14 protein-coding genes are annotated in these 16,749 nt (G+C 63.6%); 8 read left to right on the top strand and 6 right to left on the bottom strand.

All coding sequences use genetic code 11. The features are described from left to right. The 4 genes from QRM57_RS20565 to QRM57_RS20550 all read right to left on the bottom strand — a co-directional run bounded on the left by QRM57_RS20565 (position 1) and on the right by QRM57_RS20550 (position 5,747). A complete protein-coding gene (locus QRM57_RS20565; RefSeq protein WP_284988063.1) occupies positions 1 to 945 on the bottom strand; it encodes a carbohydrate ABC transporter permease in 945 nt (314 codons plus the stop codon). 73 nt (positions 946 to 1,018) lie between these two features. After that, positions 1,019 to 2,308, bottom strand: coding sequence for an ABC transporter substrate-binding protein (locus tag QRM57_RS20560; RefSeq protein WP_284988061.1), 1,290 nt, complete (start codon positions 2,306 to 2,308; stop codon positions 1,019 to 1,021). Between the two features lie 180 nt (positions 2,309 to 2,488). Next, positions 2,489 to 3,229: an alpha/beta hydrolase gene (locus tag QRM57_RS20555; protein WP_284988106.1), complete on the bottom strand. Its 741-nt coding sequence runs from the start codon at positions 3,227 to 3,229 to the stop codon at positions 2,489 to 2,491. 307 nt (positions 3,230 to 3,536) lie between these two features. Then, positions 3,537 to 5,747 carry a glycoside hydrolase family 3 N-terminal domain-containing protein gene (locus QRM57_RS20550; RefSeq protein WP_284988059.1) on the bottom strand — a complete coding sequence of 737 codons (2,211 nt, stop codon included), beginning with the start codon at positions 5,745 to 5,747 and terminating at the stop codon, positions 3,537 to 3,539. Between the two features lie 371 nt (positions 5,748 to 6,118). Between QRM57_RS20550 and QRM57_RS20545 the strand changes: the two genes are divergently transcribed. After that, positions 6,119 to 6,319: a hypothetical protein gene (locus QRM57_RS20545; protein ID WP_284988057.1), complete on the top strand. Its 201-nt coding sequence runs from the start codon at positions 6,119 to 6,121 to the stop codon at positions 6,317 to 6,319. Between the two features lie 54 nt (positions 6,320 to 6,373). Here QRM57_RS20545 and QRM57_RS20540 read toward each other — a convergent pair whose 3' ends face one another. Next, positions 6,374 to 8,020 carry an MFS transporter gene (locus QRM57_RS20540; protein ID WP_284988055.1) on the bottom strand — a complete coding sequence of 549 codons (1,647 nt, stop codon included), beginning with the start codon at positions 8,018 to 8,020 and terminating at the stop codon, positions 6,374 to 6,376. Positions 8,021 to 8,196: 176 nt separating this feature from the next. Here QRM57_RS20540 and QRM57_RS20535 point away from each other — a divergent pair, with 176 nt between their 5' ends. The 6 genes from QRM57_RS20535 (at position 8,197) to QRM57_RS20510 (ending at position 15,197) form a co-directional block, all read left to right on the top strand. Further along, positions 8,197 to 9,402, top strand: a complete 1,206-nt coding sequence (locus tag QRM57_RS20535; RefSeq protein WP_284988054.1) for a flavin reductase family protein — start codon at positions 8,197 to 8,199, stop codon at positions 9,400 to 9,402. Positions 9,403 to 9,527: 125 nt separating this feature from the next. Then, complete coding sequence (locus tag QRM57_RS20530) at positions 9,528 to 10,517, top strand: LysR family transcriptional regulator (RefSeq protein WP_284988051.1); 990 nt, start codon at positions 9,528 to 9,530, stop codon at positions 10,515 to 10,517. A 19-nt stretch (positions 10,518 to 10,536) separates the two neighbouring features. Further along, entirely contained in the window at positions 10,537 to 11,673 is a 1,137-nt protein-coding gene (locus QRM57_RS20525; protein WP_284988049.1) for an LLM class flavin-dependent oxidoreductase, read from the top strand. Next, a complete protein-coding gene (locus QRM57_RS20520) occupies positions 11,670 to 14,132 on the top strand; it encodes a beta-glucosidase (RefSeq protein WP_284988047.1) in 2,463 nt (820 codons plus the stop codon). The genes QRM57_RS20525 and QRM57_RS20520 overlap by 4 nt, the downstream gene beginning before the upstream one ends. Further along, on the top strand, positions 14,129 to 14,782 hold the full coding sequence (locus QRM57_RS20515; RefSeq protein ID WP_284988046.1) for a TetR/AcrR family transcriptional regulator: 654 nt from the start codon (positions 14,129 to 14,131) through the stop codon (positions 14,780 to 14,782). Before QRM57_RS20520 ends, QRM57_RS20515 begins: the two co-directional genes overlap by 4 nt. Positions 14,783 to 14,900: 118 nt before the next feature. After that, positions 14,901 to 15,197, top strand: a complete 297-nt coding sequence (locus QRM57_RS20510; RefSeq protein ID WP_284988045.1) for a hypothetical protein — start codon at positions 14,901 to 14,903, stop codon at positions 15,195 to 15,197. Positions 15,198 to 15,260: 63 nt separating this feature from the next. Here QRM57_RS20510 and QRM57_RS20505 read toward each other — a convergent pair whose 3' ends face one another. Next, on the bottom strand, positions 15,261 to 15,485 hold the full coding sequence (locus tag QRM57_RS20505) for a hypothetical protein (RefSeq protein ID WP_284988043.1): 225 nt from the start codon (positions 15,483 to 15,485) through the stop codon (positions 15,261 to 15,263). Between the two features lie 241 nt (positions 15,486 to 15,726). Here QRM57_RS20505 and QRM57_RS20500 point away from each other — a divergent pair, with 241 nt between their 5' ends. After that, positions 15,727 to 16,746 (top strand): VOC family protein, encoded by a 1,020-nt coding sequence (locus tag QRM57_RS20500; RefSeq protein ID WP_284988041.1) that lies wholly within the window; start codon positions 15,727 to 15,729, stop codon positions 16,744 to 16,746. The last annotated feature ends 3 nt before the right edge of the window (positions 16,747 to 16,749 follow it).

The raw sequence follows: 16,749 nt of genomic DNA, 5'->3' as shown, positions 1-16,749 counted from the left end.
CTATTCTCCGTTGCTGCGGTCGCGCACGACGACTTGCTGGACGACGGCCAGGATGAGGATGAAAACGGTGAGGACGAGGGCAGCGGCTGCCCCCAGGCCAAAGGCCCCGTAGACGAATGTCTGCTGGTAGATTTGCGAGGCCAGCGTCTGGGTCGCGTCACCGGGGCCGCCTCCCGTCAGTGTTAGTACCTGGTCGAACACCGAGAGGCCCTGGATCAGGGTCAGTACAGTGGCGATGGCAACGGACGGCCTGATGGTGGGCAGGACAACGCCGGTGAACGTCTGCCAGACGCCGGCCCCGTCCAGGCCGGCTGCCTCTTCCAGTTCCACGGGAACAGTGGCGAGACCGGCCAGGTAAATGACCATGACAAAGCCGATGTTCTGCCAGACCATGACGGCCAGGATGCACCACAGTGCCAAGGATGGGTTCGCGAGCCAGTCCTGCTTCAGGGAGTCGAGGCCAACAGCCGAGAGGAACTGGTTGAGCGGTCCGTCGAACGCGAAGACGAACTTCCAAATGAAAGAGACTGCAACAGAGCTGAGCACCACGGGCATGAAGATCAATGCCCGGAGAACAAAGCGCGTCTTGAGGGTCCGGTTTAACGCCAGGGCGAAAAGCAGCCCAAACAGGTTGGTGAAGACAACGTACCCGGCCGCAAGAAAGAGTGTATTCCGAACCGAACCAACAAGTGCAGGGTCCTTGGCAACCTGGACGAAGTTGTCGAATCCCACGAACTTAAACGAGCCCAGCCCTGTCCAGTCTGTGAAGGCGAAAAATGCGCCAAACGCCGTCGCCATGTATGTCACCACAATGGTGAGGGTCACGGCTGGAAGCGCCCACCACCAACGGCCGAAGCCGATTCCGGAGGGACGCCGAACCGGTGCCGGGTCTGGTTCTTTCGTGTCAGTTCCCGAGGGAATGATTCGTCCGTTGGTAATAGTCACTGTCACAGTTCCTTGTTTTGTTTCGGAAGGAGAGTCTGGTGCCGGCCGCCCCAGCCGGACGGCACCAGCTGGTCTAGTTGCCCCAGGCCGTATCCATGTCCTTTAGGACATCGTCCGACGTTTTCTGCCCCGTGATCATGGCCGTGATTCCCTTGCCGAGACTGTCGTAGACCTTCGCGGAGGGCCAGTCAGTCTGCGCGAGCGGCCGGACTTTGTCGTTCCTGTACAGGTCAGCGATAGGTGCATAGCTTGCAGGCAGCTGATAGTCGCCGAGGTTCACCGGGAGGGTTCCCTGGCCCTTTGCCACCATTTCGGCCCCTTCCTTTTCCGTGAAGAACTTGAGAAGCTTCTTCACCAAGGTGGGGCTCTTGGTTTTGGCATTGCCTGCAAGAGCCATTTCGGCGCTCGTGCCCAAATACTTTTCAGAAGCGCCGGGGGCAGGTACAGGGAGGACCACAGGGGTCACCGCGCCTTTGGAACCGTCCGCGATGCTCTTGGCTGCTCCGCCGGGGGCGAAGAAGCCCAAGGATTTCCCCTGCCCGACGGCACCGATGATGGCGTCAAAACCGGCACCTGCGGCACCGTCCTGGAAGCAACCGGCGTCGTACATCTTTTTGACACCGTCGAGGGCCTCTTTCCACCCCTCTTCACCGGCGAAAGTAGTTTTGCCTGCAGCCCGGTCGGCATTCCACTCCGGGTTGGGACCGTAGACGGTCGAAGTTGCGAGGGTCAACGCCAGGATTCCGGGATTGGCGGGCACCGTGCCAGCCAGAGCTGCCAGTGAAACGCCCTTGTCCCTTGCCACCCCACATTGCTTCAAGAGGTCTTCGAACGTGGAGGAGTTGTCCAGCTTGACGCCGACTTCCTCGGCTTTGGCCTGGTTGAAGATCAAGCCGGCCGGCATCGAGGACAGCGGGACCGCGTAGACCTTGTCTTCGTACTTGTAGAGCTTCTCGATGCTCTTGGGCAGCGTCTGGCTGAACTCCGGCTCCTTGAGCTCAAGCAGCAGGCCTGCCTTGGCAAATCCGTTCATGGATCCTACCTGCCCCTGCCCGGAGAAGATGCCCATGACGTCTGCGGCGCTGCCCCCTTGAAGCTGTGTGGTGGTAGTCTGCGGCTGCGTTTCTGCGGGCAGCTTGACCAGTTCGACCTTAACCCCGGCATTTTCCTTTTCGAAGGCGGCAACCGTGTCCTGGATGAAGGTATCCGTTGGGTTGGACGTGGAGTAGGAGAACTTGATGGTCTGGGGTTCGCTGCCGGACGGGGCAGTGGCATCCGAGCCGCCACAGCCGGTGAGAACTACAGAAGCAGCAATGGCTGTGGCTGCGGCGGACAACCACCGCCGGCGGTTAATGGGATTCATTGACACGGGTTACCTTTCAACATCCTTGTCGAGGGGCGACCTATAGGAAACGCCAGGCCCTCGTGAGTGCAGCGGAGGGGAATTCATCAACCGCTTTCTTGTAAATCCAGTAGACCGTGGTTACAGCCCACCGTCCACGCGACTTTGCTTATGGCCTCCATTCACGGAAGTGATGGCGCTTTACAGCTTTTCGCGGCCTGCGGGCGGCCTGCGGTAGGAGCCCTGCCGCCGTAGGCGCTGCGCCATAAGCTCAAGGACTGCACTAACCGGCTCAACATCCGCCGACAAGTTCAGGAAACCGTGCAGCAAACCGCGGGCAAGTACCTGCTGAATGTCGACGCCGGCCGCTGCCAAGCCAGCGCTGAAGGCCTCCCCCGACGCGCGAAGGTCGTCATACTCTGCATTGATCACCAGCGTTGGGCCCAAACCCGTCGGGTCAGCTTCTCCAGGCATCGCGTAAGGCGAGGTGGGGAAGCTGTCACCGCCAAGGTAGTTCGTAATTGTTTTGCGGTGAAAGTCGTGGGATATCGTCATGACCGGCGGCAGCTCGGCCTGGACCTCCTTCAAAGACTGAGATGGCTCGGGCATGTAGAAGTGTGCCGAGGGATACACCAGAATGAGGCATTCCGGTGCCCAGCAGTCTTCGTCCCTCAACTGCAACGCGGCGGAGGCTGCAAGATGTGCACCGGCGCTGGCACCCCCGAGGGCAACGCGATCAATACGCAGGCCCTCCAGATTGTTGCGTACCCATCCCACGACGGCGACTACGTCGTCCAAAGGAACCGGATACCGCACCCCATCTTTCACCAGCCTGTAGTCAACGCTGACAACAACGGCACCAGCACGGTTAACCATCTCGCGTGCGGTCCAATCTGCCTCCTTCATATCGAGGTCGCCAAATTGGAACGCACCGCCGTGCATCCACACAAGCCCGGTTCCGCTGACAGGGCACCCGGGCGCGGGACGGTAAACCCGGATCGGGACCGGTCCGTGCGGTCCTGAAACCGTCATTTCCTCAGTAGGCACTTGGATTGGTGGCTTCGCATCAGGATAAGAGTCGAACTCCTGCAGCCTGGACATCATCTGTGGGTTGGAAAGCGCCTCCGATATGGAGGGGATTCCTTGCAACAACGGGATCCTGGAGGCAATTGTCGGGTGTAGTGGCAATGGTCTTCCTTCTTTTGTGGGTTGTAGGTGGGCCGTGTATCTCCTTGGTCCTGTCGCCGGCTCAAAGTATCCGGATGATCTCATGTCGGTCACCCGCGACGCTGCCGCCAACGTGGATCTCGATCTCTCCTGGTTCCACCAGGTAATTTCCGTCGTTATCCCAGAAGCCAAGGTCCTGCCATCCGAGCTCGAAAGTGAGCGTGGCCGTCCCTCCGGCGTCCAAGGTGGTTCGAGTGAACTTGCGCAGCCTCCGCACAGGCTGGGCCAGGGAAGCCACCCGGTCCCGGATGCACACAAGTGTTACTTCGTCTCCCGTCAGGTTTCCGGTGTTGGCCACAGTGACAACCAGGCGGAAGCTCTCGCCTGCCCGAAGTGCTTCGAGCGGCAGTTCCTGTTGGAGGAGGCGGAGCCCCTCGTAGCTGAACGTTGTGTAGCTCAGTCCGTGGCCAAAGGGAAATCGGGGGCCCAGCGGCAGGTCGCGGTATTTGGATGTGTATCTGTCGTCTGTGTTGGCCGGCCCCATAAGGGCAACGTCGTCCGGATCCTCGTCGATGCGGGCGGATTGCATCGCCGGGCGCCCAGTGTTTTCGTGGTCGTAATAGATGGGCACCTGGCTTGAGGACCGGGGAAAGGTCATAGGAAGCCTGCCGCCGGGGTTCACCGCGCCGCTGAGCGCACGCGCCACAGCCGCCGGCCCCTCAATGCCGAGGTGCCAGGCTTCCAGGACGGCGGGTGCGGAATCGATCCACGACTCCGTAACCAGCGGACGGCCGTTGAACATCACCACCGCAAAAGGTGTGCCCGTCCCGGCAATGGCCTGGATCAGGTCCTCCTGGACGCCGGGCAGCCTAAGGTCGCTCCGTGAGCTCGCTTCCCCGGTCAATGCCGATGGCTCACCTGCCGCGATAACCACGAGATCATGTTCCGCGGCGGCAGCTGCCACGGCCGCATGGTCTTCCGGATTGCCCTTGAAGAAGCCCGTGCCTTCCATGACCGTGACGGACCAGTCTGGGCATTCCCGGCAGATGGCCTCCGCCAAGCTCTCCGACGGTGCAGCGAAGGACTGCACCCAGGCTCCGAGGTGGTCAGTGCTTTCAGCGTAGGGACCTGTCAGGAGAACCCGTACTGGGCCGGGCTGCACGGGGAGGATCCCGCCGTCGTTCTTCAACAAAACCAGGCTCTTCTCGGCCGCCTCCTTGGCGGCGTTCCGCGATTCCGGCGTCGGTGCCGTGATCTCCTGTGCAGCGTTCCGGTACGGATTCTTGAAGAGCCCCAGGGCGTATTTGAGGGTGAGCACCCGGCGGACGGCGTCATTAACCCGTTCCATCGGAACGTCCTCCGGCGTCACGGCCGCGACGCCGTCGGGGCTGGCCGCGTTTCCGCCCATTTCGACATCGAGGCCGGCAATGTAGGACTGCGCCAAAGCCTCGGGGAGCGTGGCCGCCACTCCGTGGTCCAGGAGGTTCACCACACCGTCGGCATCGCCCACCACAACACCTTCGAAGCCCCATTCCCCCTTCAGGACATCTGTCAGGAGGTGGCTGTTGGCGTGGGCAGGCCGGCCGGACACGGTGTTGAAAGCGGCCATCACGGTGGCGGCCCCTGCCTCCACAGCCGCACGGAACGGTTCCATGTAGGTATTGCGAAGCCGTTGGGTGGACACGTCCACAGTGTTGTAGTCACGTCCGCCCTCAGCCTGGCTGTAGGCCACAAAGTGTTTTGCGCACGCCAGGATGGACCCCTCCCCGTCTAGGCTATGGCCCTGGTATGCGCGGACCTTCGTCGCACCAAAGACGCTGTTGACGTAGGCATCCTCACCAAACCCCTCGACGACGCGTCCCCACCGCGGGTCCCGGGAAACATCCATCATGGGCGAAAACGTCCAGTTCACCCCGCCTGATGCTGCTTCCAGGGCTGAGATGCGGGCGTCCGCGGCCGCCACGGCGGGATCAAAACTTGCGGCTTGTGCCAAGGGAACCGGAAAGGTGGTCCGCTGCCCGTGGATGACGTCCAACCCCACCAGCAGTGGAATCCCGTGGGGCGTCTCCTCGCGGGCGACGCGCTGGAGTTCGTTGGTCGCTTCCGTGCTCCGCGGCCAGAAAACAGCGCCGGTTCCTCCCCGGACCAGTTCCTTGGCGGCCTCCAATTGAGGGCGGAAGGCGATCTGCAACTGGCCCAGTTTCTCTTCCCAGCTCATAACTGAGATGAGGTTGTCAATGAAGTCCCGGGCTTCCCGGCTCTGTAGGTTTTCAACGTCTGTTCGGGCGGACATGCTTATTCCTCCGTGGGATGGGGAGCCGCCCCAGGGCGATACACGGCACGGCAAAGGTTCCTTGGCACCGTACGACGGCGGCCGCTCCGGGGGAAATAGATTTCCGCTATGCCAGCCATCCTGTGTCCGCATGATCCTGCACCTGCCCTTCACGAATCCGCGCCGTAAGGTGAATAATCCACGCCCCTGTCTGATTCCCCGCCCCTAGAACTGCCACCCATGCCCCAAGAACCTGCCGCCCTCCCGCGGACGAACGCTCTTGCGGCCGGCTCCTGAACGAGTTCACCGATCGCCGACGTCCGCCCGGCCCCGGGCGTGGTGGCACTGGATGGACGGCAACGTGCCGGCGTCGCCTGGACACGGCCATTCGGGTGGATGTTACCGACGCCATCCGGCCGGGTGGCAACACCCTGGAAGTGGCAGTGACCAACCCGTGGGCCAATCGGCTGATGGGGGATGCGGCCGCAGGCCCCGGGACCCTGCCCGGATCTGTCGTCTTCGAGGCCGACGCCGCGCCACTGCCCGCCGGGCTCCACAAACCGGTGAAACTGCTGATCTATCCGGCCACGTGACTGGCCGCCCTGGTGTGAACCGGCAACATCCACAGTCCACATCAAGGCAGCCTCCTACGTGGCGGGCTCAGACTCGGACAGCTTCTGCTCCGGCATGACAATGGAAAGCAACACCCCGACCGCGAAGATGCCAGCCAACACCCAAAAGATAGGCAGGAACACTGCGGCGTAAATGTCGGCCACACCCGCCTGCACCTCGACGGGCAGCTGCTGGACAGCGTGCGGATCCGTGACCGCTGACGCTGGCAGGTCCATGTTGTTGGCTGCGGATGCCTGGGCCAGGGACGCGGCGAAGAGGCCGCCCAGGACGGCAGTCCCTACCGTCACTCCCAGTTCCCGCAGGTACCCCAGCGAGGCGGTGACCCCACCAACAATCGCCTGCGGCATGGCGTTCTGCGCGGCCACCACCGTAAGCTGCATGAAGCTCCCGACGGCCAGGCCGAGCAAGCCCACCAGGACCCCCACCAGGGGCATGGGGGTTGCTGGTCCGGTGAAGCTGAGGGCTACTGCCGCGGCAACAGCCAGGGCGGAGCCAGCCAGCGGAAAGACCTTGTAACGGCCGGTCCGGGTCACGATCCAGCCGCTGAGGTTGCTGGCAACCATCATGCCCAGGACCAACGGCAGCAGAATCATGCCGGCGGCCGAGGCGGACGTGGAGTAGGCCATCTGGATGTAGCTGGGCAGATAGGCCACCACACTGAACAGCCCAGCACCCACCACCAATCCCAGCCCGGCTGCATTGACCACCGGCCAGCTCCGGAACATCCGCATGGGTATCAGCGGCGCCTTGGAGCGGATCTCGACCACGACGAAGATGATGCCCAGCACTATGGCGGCGGCTGCGGCGGCCGCCACGACTTCCGGCTGGCTGTCCGGGTCCGTAGAGAGCGCCACGGCGAACACCAGTGTGCATGTGAAGGGGATCATGAGGGCAATGCCGGGCGCGTCCACTCCGCCGGTTCCGCTGGCAACGCGGAGCTTGCGCAGGGAGAACGCCAAGGCCAACGCCAGCAGGCCCACCGGAATGTTGATCCAGAAGATCCAGCGCCACCCCACTGTGTCCGTGATGGTGCCGCCCAGGAGCGGGCTGACCACCGTAGCGATGCCAAAGACCGAGCCCAGGGGGCCGAGGTACTTGGGCCGCTGCCGAGGCGGCACCAGGTCCGCGATGATCGCCGAGGGCAGCACCGCCATGCCTGCACCACCTAGGCCCTGGATTCCCCGGTAAAGGGAGAGCTGGAAGATGTCCTGGGCAAAGCCGCAGAGCACCGAGGCCGCCAGGAAGACCGCAAGCGAGATGGTAAGCAGGACCGGCCTGCCAAACCTGTCGCCCAACCTGCCAAAGATCGGCATAGCCACCGCCATAGCCAAGGCATAGGCCGTTACTACCCAGGCCATGTGGCGCGCACCATCCAGCTCGCCAACGACGGTGGGCAGGGCGGTGGCCACGATGGTGTGGTCCAAGGCACCGAGCAGCACAACGATCAGGAGGGCCCCATAGACCCGGCCGATCCGGACGCCTGCGCCCGGAGGTAGTGTCTTGGCCTGCCCGTCACCGTTAATCTTAGGAACTTCATGAGAGGGTTCTGTCCGCGGACTCGATTGTGCGGGGAAGTTTGAACGGCGCACCGTCACCTCGTTCTGAGTGGGCCGGCAATCGCGGCCAACGCCGGCCAGCTGCGCGTCCGGGGGATCGTCCACCCCGGCCGACGGGCCTCTGGAGGCCCCGGCGTTCCGTCGAAAGTACCATCCCGACCAGACGTTAGGAGGGGCTTGCCTACATCTGAATTGCCGATGCCGCACATACCGGGGAACTATTTCCGCCCGCCCCGTTCAGCACGTTTACTGGGATAAAACTCGACGAAGAGGAGGGCACGATGGCGCAGACCATCCCCGCTTCCACCACAGACGCCCAGGAAACCAGCCCGGAGAATCCGGCTTGGTTCCGCTACGTCCTGGGCCAGTATCCCACCGGTGTCACGCTGATCACTTCAGCCCACGACGGCGACACCGCGGGCATGGTGGTGGGCACTTTCAGTTCCGTTTCCCTTGACCCGCCCCTGGTGGCCTTCATGCCTGATGTCCGCTCAACCAGCTGGCCCAAGATCCAGGAGGCCGGCTCCTTCTGCGCCAATATCCTCACTGCCGGCCAGCAGGATGTGTGCCGCGCCTTTTCCCGAAAGGCAGAGGACCGGTTCAGCGCAAGCAGCTGGGGTGACACCCCTTCGGGCAGCCCGCGGCTGCAAGGTGCAGCGGCCTGGATCGACTGTGACATTGAGAACGTCATCCGCGCGGGTGACCATGACATCGTCATCGGACGGGTCAACGCCTTGGACGTCGGGGAGTCGAAGGACCTGCCCCTGCTTTTCCTGCGGGGCGGCTATGGTTCCTTCAGCATTCCGTCCATCGTTTCTCCCGCCACTGCGTTGACTCGGCACGTCAAGGCTGCCGACACGGCGCGGCCTGAAATAGAAGCCCTGGCAGACGAGCTTGAGCTGGAGGTCCTGGTCAGCGGCGTCGTGGACGATTCGGTTGTCGTCCTTACTGCCGCCGGTGTGCGGAGCTCGCCCAGCGGTGCCCCGTCCAGGGTTGGTGTCTCGTTCAGCCTGGCCGCGCCCCTTGCCCCCCTCCATGTGGCCTGGGCCGGCGAAGCAGCGGAATCCCGCTGGATCGCCAACGCCAGGGAGGTCGTGGGACACGTTGAACCCGAGGTTGCCCGTGCTGAGCTGCAGCAGGTGCGCGACGTGGGCTATGCAGTATCAGCCGGTGCGACCACCGCAGCAGAGTTTGAACGCATGGTGGTGGTGCCCAGCGAAACTGCAGCTCCCGACCTCAGCGGAGTGCTTCCCCGGCTCCTGGAGCGGACGGCCACCACAGGCCCGGCGTCCATTGATGATCCCGCTGGAGTCACTTCTCTCCACGCGCCCGTGTTCGACTCGTCCGGACAGGTTGCCGTGACCCTGACACTCAACGGCTTTGCGGCTACGGAGTCGGCCGCGCACCTGGCCCGATGCCGGGACCGGCTGCTCGCGGCGGCTGCGGCGGTTACTGAGGCAATCGGCGGGACCCCTCCTGCACGCTGACGCCCGTACAGCGGCACGGCAATTGACCGCTCCTGTGACCTAACTCATAATTAGTATCAGTATTCTAATTCGAGTTTCTGAAACGGTTCTGGAGTTGGAGCCGTCCCCCTAGCGTGGAGAAGACAATGGTAAATCTGCTGACTGCCGACCTGAACCTGCTTGTTGCCCTTGATGCTCTGCTCGTTGAGCGGAACGTCACGCGGGCAGGAGCGAGGATCGGCATTAGCCAACCTGCCATGAGCTCCTCCCTGCAGCGGTTGCGCCGCCAGTTCGACGACGAGCTGCTCACCAGGGTTGGCTCCGCTTATGAACTCACTCCCCTGGCACAGGTCCTCAAGGAGGATGTCTCCGAGATTCTCCGGCTGGTTGAAAGGACCTTCGATGCCCAGGCGGTGTTCGATCCGTCCACCTCCACCCGCAGTTTCCGAGTCATATCCTCGGACTACTGCCTGACAGCCCTTTCCGGAAAGCTGATGACCCTGCTCCAGGAGGAAGCACCCGGCGTACAGATCCATTTCGACGCGGTCACCCCGCTGGCAGTGGACCGGATCAAGGAAACCCTCCAGAACGCAGACCTGATGCTCATCCCCAAGGGACACTTTTCCGGCTTTCCGCACACCGAGCTCTTCACCGACAACTGGGTATGCGTCACCGGCCAGGATTCGCCCGAGCGCACGCTGACAATCGAAGAGATGCGCGACGCCCGCTGGGCACGCCTCTTCGGGACGGAAGTGGCCTCTACCCTCGCCGACCGGCGGGTCTACGACCTCCAGCTCGGTGAACGGACCGATGTCATCGTGGACACGTTCATGATGCTGCCCTTCGCGGTAGCCGGCACGGACCGCCTTGCGCTGGTTCAGGAACGCCTCGCCCGCATGCTGTCAGCGGTGGCCGGGGTGCGGATCATGCAGTTGCCCATCAGCTTGCCCACCCTCGTCGAATGCGCGTGGTGGCACCCGTCCAAATCGGCAGACCCGGGCCATCAGTGGTTCCGGCGCCTGGTCTCCAGGGCTGCCGCCCAACTTGACCCGGTCCCCTCGGATCAGGAGTCCACCACGCCTGTGGTCGCCTCCAGATCCAACCTGCCTGACACAGCAGTTTCCCAAGCCCCCTAACCCGTTACCAGGAGTTCCCATGCACTTTTCCCTTTTCCTTACCTCCCGTTCCCGCGGCCCCGAAGAGGACCGTCCGGTCATGAAGGCCATGGTGGAGCACGCCAAGGATGCCGAACAGCGCGGCTTTGACGCCGTCTTCCTGCCGGACCACCACTTCACCGGATACGCTCCCCCCGCCAGCGATCCGTTCGTCTTTGCCGCCTACCTGGCCGGGCAGCTCGAGAGGATGCATTTTGGCTTCTCCGTGCAGACCCTCGCTTTGCACCACCCGGTGCGCTTCGCCGAACGGCTGGCCCTGCTGGACCAGTTGACGGACGGCAAGCTGCTGGTAGGGGTGGGAAGCGGAACTACTCCGGAAGAAATGATCGGTTTCGGCGTCAACTTTCAGGACAGCTCGCGGCTGGCCAACGAGAACCTTGAGATCGCCGAAAAGCTGTGGGCGAAAAAGCCTGAGGACGGGCCCGTCACCTTCGATAACGGGCACTACCGCGGCGCCGTGGTATCCCGCATCGTTCCGGCCCCCTACACAAAGCCGGAACCGCGCGTCATGTCCGTCGCCGCCCGGCCCTCCAGCGTCGAGCGCGCCGCAAAAAACGCCCAGCCCGCCTTCATCCTCGCCTTCACTCCCCCGGTGATCGACGGCGGCAATGCCTACGAAGAAGTCCGCAAGAACTTCGCCACCTACCGGAACGCTCTCGAAGCAGCAGGCCATTCGGAAGAGAAGGTACGTGCCGCACTCGAGTGGACCACCCACTCCTACCAGCATGTGCACATCGCCGAGACGGACGAGCAGGCGGCAGCCGAAATGGACGTCATTCTCCAGCAGTACCAGGAAGCCGTGGAACGCGAGCACCAGGCGAACAAGGCGGCGGAAGCCATCAGCGGCGTTGACCTTCGCCCCGCCCCCGATGCCCGCACCGAGGGCTACAAGGGGACTTGGTGCCTTTATGGGAGCCCGGAGACAGTCGCCGCTGAGCTGCAGAAGTACGCAGACTTGGGGATCGGCAACGTCCTCATGGGCCTGATGGGAGGACCGCTGACCGGGGAACGCAAGCGTTTCACCGAACAGTCGATGCGGCTCTTCTCCGAGCGGGTACTGCCGCTGCTTCGCGCCTCCGAAGGTGCCGTCGAGGCCGAAAAGGTGACGGCCCTGTGACCTCCAGTCCCCTGGGCAGCACCTCCCGCCCGGCAGCCGCGATGGACCTAACCGGAGCCGCGCTAACAGGCGGACTTAACGGTTGGAGCACCAACGCATGCCCCGAACTGGAGGTTGAGGAGATGGTGCTCCTGGACGGTCCCCTGGGGGTTGTCAGCAGGACCATGGACGAACGGGACACTGCCCTGCTGATGCCGTCCGGCACGGCATTGGCGGCCACCTGGGACACGGAACTCGTGTCCCAGGTGGGGAAGGTCCTCGGCCAGCAGGCCCGCGAACGCAGCGCCAACGTCGTCCTGGGACCGAACCTCAACCTGCCGCGCTCTCCACTGTCAGGACGGGCCTTCGAGATGTTTTCCGAGGACCCCTTCCTGACCGGCGACCTGGGCGCCGCATGGGTCCAAGGCGTTCAGTCCCAGGGCGTTGGCTCCTGCGCGAAGCATGTCGTGGCCAATGACACGGAGACAGAACGCCGGCGGATGAATTCCCGGGTTGACGAGGCAGCGCTTCGGGAAATCTACCTTCGGCCATTCGAAACGGCCGTCCGGCGAGCCAACCCGTGGATGCTGATGATGGCCTACAACAGGGTCAACGGCGTGCACTGTTCCCAGCACCGCCCGCTCATCAACATCTTGAAGGGCGATTGGCACTACGACGGTGTTGTCGTCTCCGACTGGTTCGGCGTGGACAACACCAACGAAACCGCCGAAGCAGGACTCGATCTTGAAATGCCTGGACCGGCCAGGTTCCTCGGTGACCGCTTCGCGGAGGCAGTGACTGCAGGGGAGGTTACTGAGGCCCGGCTGCAGGACGCTGTGCAGCGCATGGTTCGCCTTGCCGACAGAACGGGGCGGCGGGCCGGACGCTCCGGCTCTATCCAAGGAGATTCCCGCGATGAGGCGGAACAGAGGAAGGTTCTGCGCACAGCAGCGGCTCGCTCCTTCGTGCTGCTCGAGAACAGGGAGAGCATGCTCCCCCTGAACCCCGGGCGCATCACAACACTCGCCGTCATTGGACCCAACGCCACCAAACCTTGCTTCCAGGGAGGAACGTTCGCCACGGTACGTCCAGAGGGTGCGCTGGAGACACCCTTGGACGCCATCCGCCGCGCAATGGGACCAGGGGTGGAAGTTTCCCACGAGCCGGGAATTGTGCCGGCCTCGCCGCTGCAGCTCACGGAGCTGGGCAGCACCGCACCGGACGGCACCCCGGGAATCCTGCTTGAGGTGCTGGAGACTGGCGGAACCGGTGAAGACAGGGTCCTGTACTCCGAAGTCAGGAAAGCGTCGTCGTTTGTCTGGTTCGGTGCCGTTCCCGGCCTGGGAGCCGGCGCTCCGGGCAAGGTCCGCATCAGTTCCCGCCTTACCCTGGCCCATGCCGCACGCTGGACGTTTGGAGCCGGCGGGACCGGGACCACCGCCCTCACGGTCAACGGCAACCCTGTCCTGGACGTACCGCCTCCGGCACCGGATGACGTGATGGGCGTCGTGGCACGCGGTGAAACCACCGGCGTGTCCCTCGACCTGCCAGCCGGCAACGTGGACATCGTGGCGGACATGGTGTTTGAACCCGGAAGGGTTCAGTCCGTAACGGCAGTCGCCGCCCCGGAACCGACAGGCAATCCGCTGGCCCGTGCTGTGGAACTCGCAGGACGCACCGATGCGGTGGTCCTTGTCCTGGGCGATGACCAAGGCTCTTCCCGGGAGAGCGCCGACCGTACCACCGCTGCCCTCGATCCGGCCTGCGACGAACTGGTGGATGCAGTGTCAGGGATGAACCCCAATACCGCGGTGGTGGTCAACGCTTCCCGCGCCGTCCTGCTGCCGTGGGCGGATAAGGTCAAGGCCGTCCTGATGGCGTGGTTCCCCGGCCAAGAGTTCGGTCCCGCCCTCGCATCCGTGCTCACCGGCCAGGAGGCTCCCTCCGGACGCCTCCCCGTGTCCTTCCCGGCACGAGACGAGGACATTCCGGGCTTCGGCACCGGCTTCGATGCAGGGCTGACCCTTGACTACTCTGGCAGCGAACCCACGGGCTACCGGCATTTTGAAGCCTCTGGACGTCCGGCCCGGTACCCGTTCGGCTACGGGCTCGGATACACCCGCTTCGAGCTGGTGGAAGCAACCGCCGCCGGCCAGGGTGAGGCTTCCCGGGAACCAGCGGACGGGGTGCACGGCATTTCTGTCCGGACCAGCATCCGCAACTGCGGGGAAGCGGCCGGCAGGGACGTCCTTCAGGTCTACGGCAAGGCTCCGGGCGAGGACTCGCTCAGGCTGATGGGCTATGCGCAGGTGGACGTGGCAGCCGGATCAACGGCGGCGGTGGAGATCCCCCTCGACCCGGCCGGCTTCCGGCGCTGGAACGGGGCGGCGTCCTGCTGGTCAGTTCCACCGGGCGACTGGGAGTTACGGGTTGGACGCCACGCAGCCGACCCGGGAATTCTCTGTAGGATCTCGTTGTGACGATTCCGGACACAAAATCACGGGAACCCAAGCAGGCCAGGAGCCGCCGGTCCTTCGAGAAAACGATTGAAGCTGCCCTGTCCCTGCTGCAGGAGCGGGGCAGCGACGACTTCACCCTGGCTGAAGTCAGCGCCCGCTCCGGCGTTTCCATTGGCTCGATCTATGCACGGTTTGACGGCAAGGATGACCTGATCCGGGTGGCACACGGCCGCAAGATGGATGATATCGATGCGGTCTCATCCCACCTGTTCGGGGAATTGCCCGTTGCCGCAGATGAGGGGCTGGAGGAACGCGCCCGGGCTGCTGTCGACGCAGCTGTCCGCATCCTGCGTCGTTATGCCGGTATCCTGCGCCCGTTCATGCTTCGCGCCAGCCAGGACGAAGCCATTTCCAGCCGCGGAGCAGCGTCCCACGCCGCGTTGGCACAGCACTTCTCGGATCTTTTCCATGGCTGGCCCGGCGGTCTATTGCGGCAGGAAGACATCGACTGGAGCTTCAACGTTGTCTACAGCGTGGTGGCCCGTCGGCTGGGACTGGGAAGCACCATCGAGGGCAGCGGCCGCGGCGAGTGGGACGAAATTATCGACAAACTGGCGGGAATGGTGTCCTCTTACCTCCTGGCACGCGTGGACACTCCGCCCCTGTCCTGATTTCCGCCATAACCGGCGCCCATACCACCTATCCAAAAGCTCCTCTTCCGGCGATCACCGGCCTCTCGGCATAGTGGAAACCAACTACCACTGTCGACGGAATGGAGTACCTGTGCACGTGCGAGTCAGCCCCGGTTCGGTAGCACTGGATGATCCTGATGATTGCAGCACCTTCAAAGTCATGCTGGCAGAGGAGGCAAGGGACGCCCTGCCGGATCTGCTTAAATCGACCTCCGCCGGGACGCTGGAGGACCAGGATGTGATGGTTTCCGTCGACTGGATCAAGAGCGAATGCTCCGGACGGATCGGGATGGGCTGGAACTACCGCTTTGCCAATATGCTGGTCTACGCCGCCGGCAAGGGCTGGCTTAGCCCTGACGGAACGCATGTGCGCGGACACGTCGAGACGTTCTGAACACGGGGCGGCGCTGCGCCCCTGCTATGCCGCGCCGGGGCACAGCGGCGTATGGCCACGCGATCAGGCGAAGGCCTGGCGGACCAGCCCGTAGGGCACTGCCGGGTGAACCCGCACCACATAGCGGTCCAAGCCCACCCGGGAAATCATGATGCCCAGGCGATGCTCCTCTGCGGACTCCGAGACAGCCTCCACAGCCTGGCCCAATGCCTCGTTCAGCCCTGTTTCCGGGCTGACCTTTATCTCCAGCATCCCCGGCGGGCGCCTCAGCTCGTCCTGTAAGTCCATGCCAGCGACGCTAACCACTGGCAGGGCCCCTATGGAAATAGCTATCTTGGATGGCTGCCATCTCCACTGGGAATGCCCTCTTCCTCCAGCCGCGGCAGGACAAGTACGTTGCGGGCGGGGTATTCGTCGCGCCGATGGCCGTCATAGCCAAAGTGCTCTTCCGCAGCTATTTCGGCTGCTGGAAAGTGGTTACAGGACCTGCACCAATCAGACCGCAGCCAGTACCAAGAAGGACTTCACCATGGAAACGCCCCTGTCCCACCTCGCCCACCTCGAGATCACCACGCCGGACGTCGATGCCTCGGCCAAGTTCTACGAAGAGAAGTTCGGCATGCGCATCATCGACCGTGTGGACGGCAACGTCTACCTGCGCTGCTGGGGCGATTACTACCGATACAGCCTGGTCCTCACTGAAGGCCCGGAAGCCTCACTGGGCCGCATGGCTTGGCGCACCAACTCCCAGGCAGCCCTCGAAGCGGCCGCACAGCGCGTCGAAGCCGCCGGAGTGCAGGGAACGTGGACAGCGGGCGGACACGGCTACGGCAAGGCCTACGAGTTCACCGGTCCCTTCGGCCATCACATGCGCCTCTTCTTCGAGGTGGAAAAGTTTGTGGCAGAACCCGGCTTTGAGTCCAGCTATCCGGACCGGCCCGAACGCCGCAGCAGCCACGCCGCCGCACCGCGCTTCCTGGATCACGTCACGGTAGCAACCCAGGACGTTCGCGCTTTCGCCAAGTGGTACAGCGAAGCCCTGGGCTTCCGGGTTATGGCGTTCGTTGACCTGGACGAGGCCCCCATCACGGTCTTCTCAGTCCTGACCACCAACGAGAAGTCCCACGATTTGGGAGTGGTGGCCGATACCTCCAACCGCCAGGGCCGGGTCAACCACATCGCATTCTGGGTTGATTCCACTGAGGACCTGCTTCGAACCGCGGACGTGATGATGGAGAACGGCACCCCGATGGAGTACGGCCCCTCCATCCATGGCGTGGGCGAACAGAATTTCCTCTACTTCCGCGACCCGTCCGGCCTCCGCGTGGAGCTGAACTCTGGTGGCTACCGCAACTACGTCCCGGACTGGGAAGCCAACACCTGGAAGCCGTCCGAGGGCTCGAACAACTTCTACAAGAATGGCGCCATGCCGCACTCCATGACCGAGTCCTTCCCGCCCGCCGAAGGCCTCACCGCCACCGAAGAAGGCGCCTCCCCCGCAATGAAGGAAGCACTCCTGAACCCGTATGCCAAGCAGGGCCGAGGCTAAGCA

The sequence above is a fragment of the Arthrobacter sp. fls2-241-R2A-172 genome (genome assembly GCF_030208885.1).
Taxonomy (GTDB): domain Bacteria; phylum Actinomycetota; class Actinomycetes; order Actinomycetales; family Micrococcaceae; genus Arthrobacter.
The sequence above is the reverse complement of the archived record's forward strand: the minus strand, read 5'-3'. Positions and strand labels throughout refer to the sequence as shown.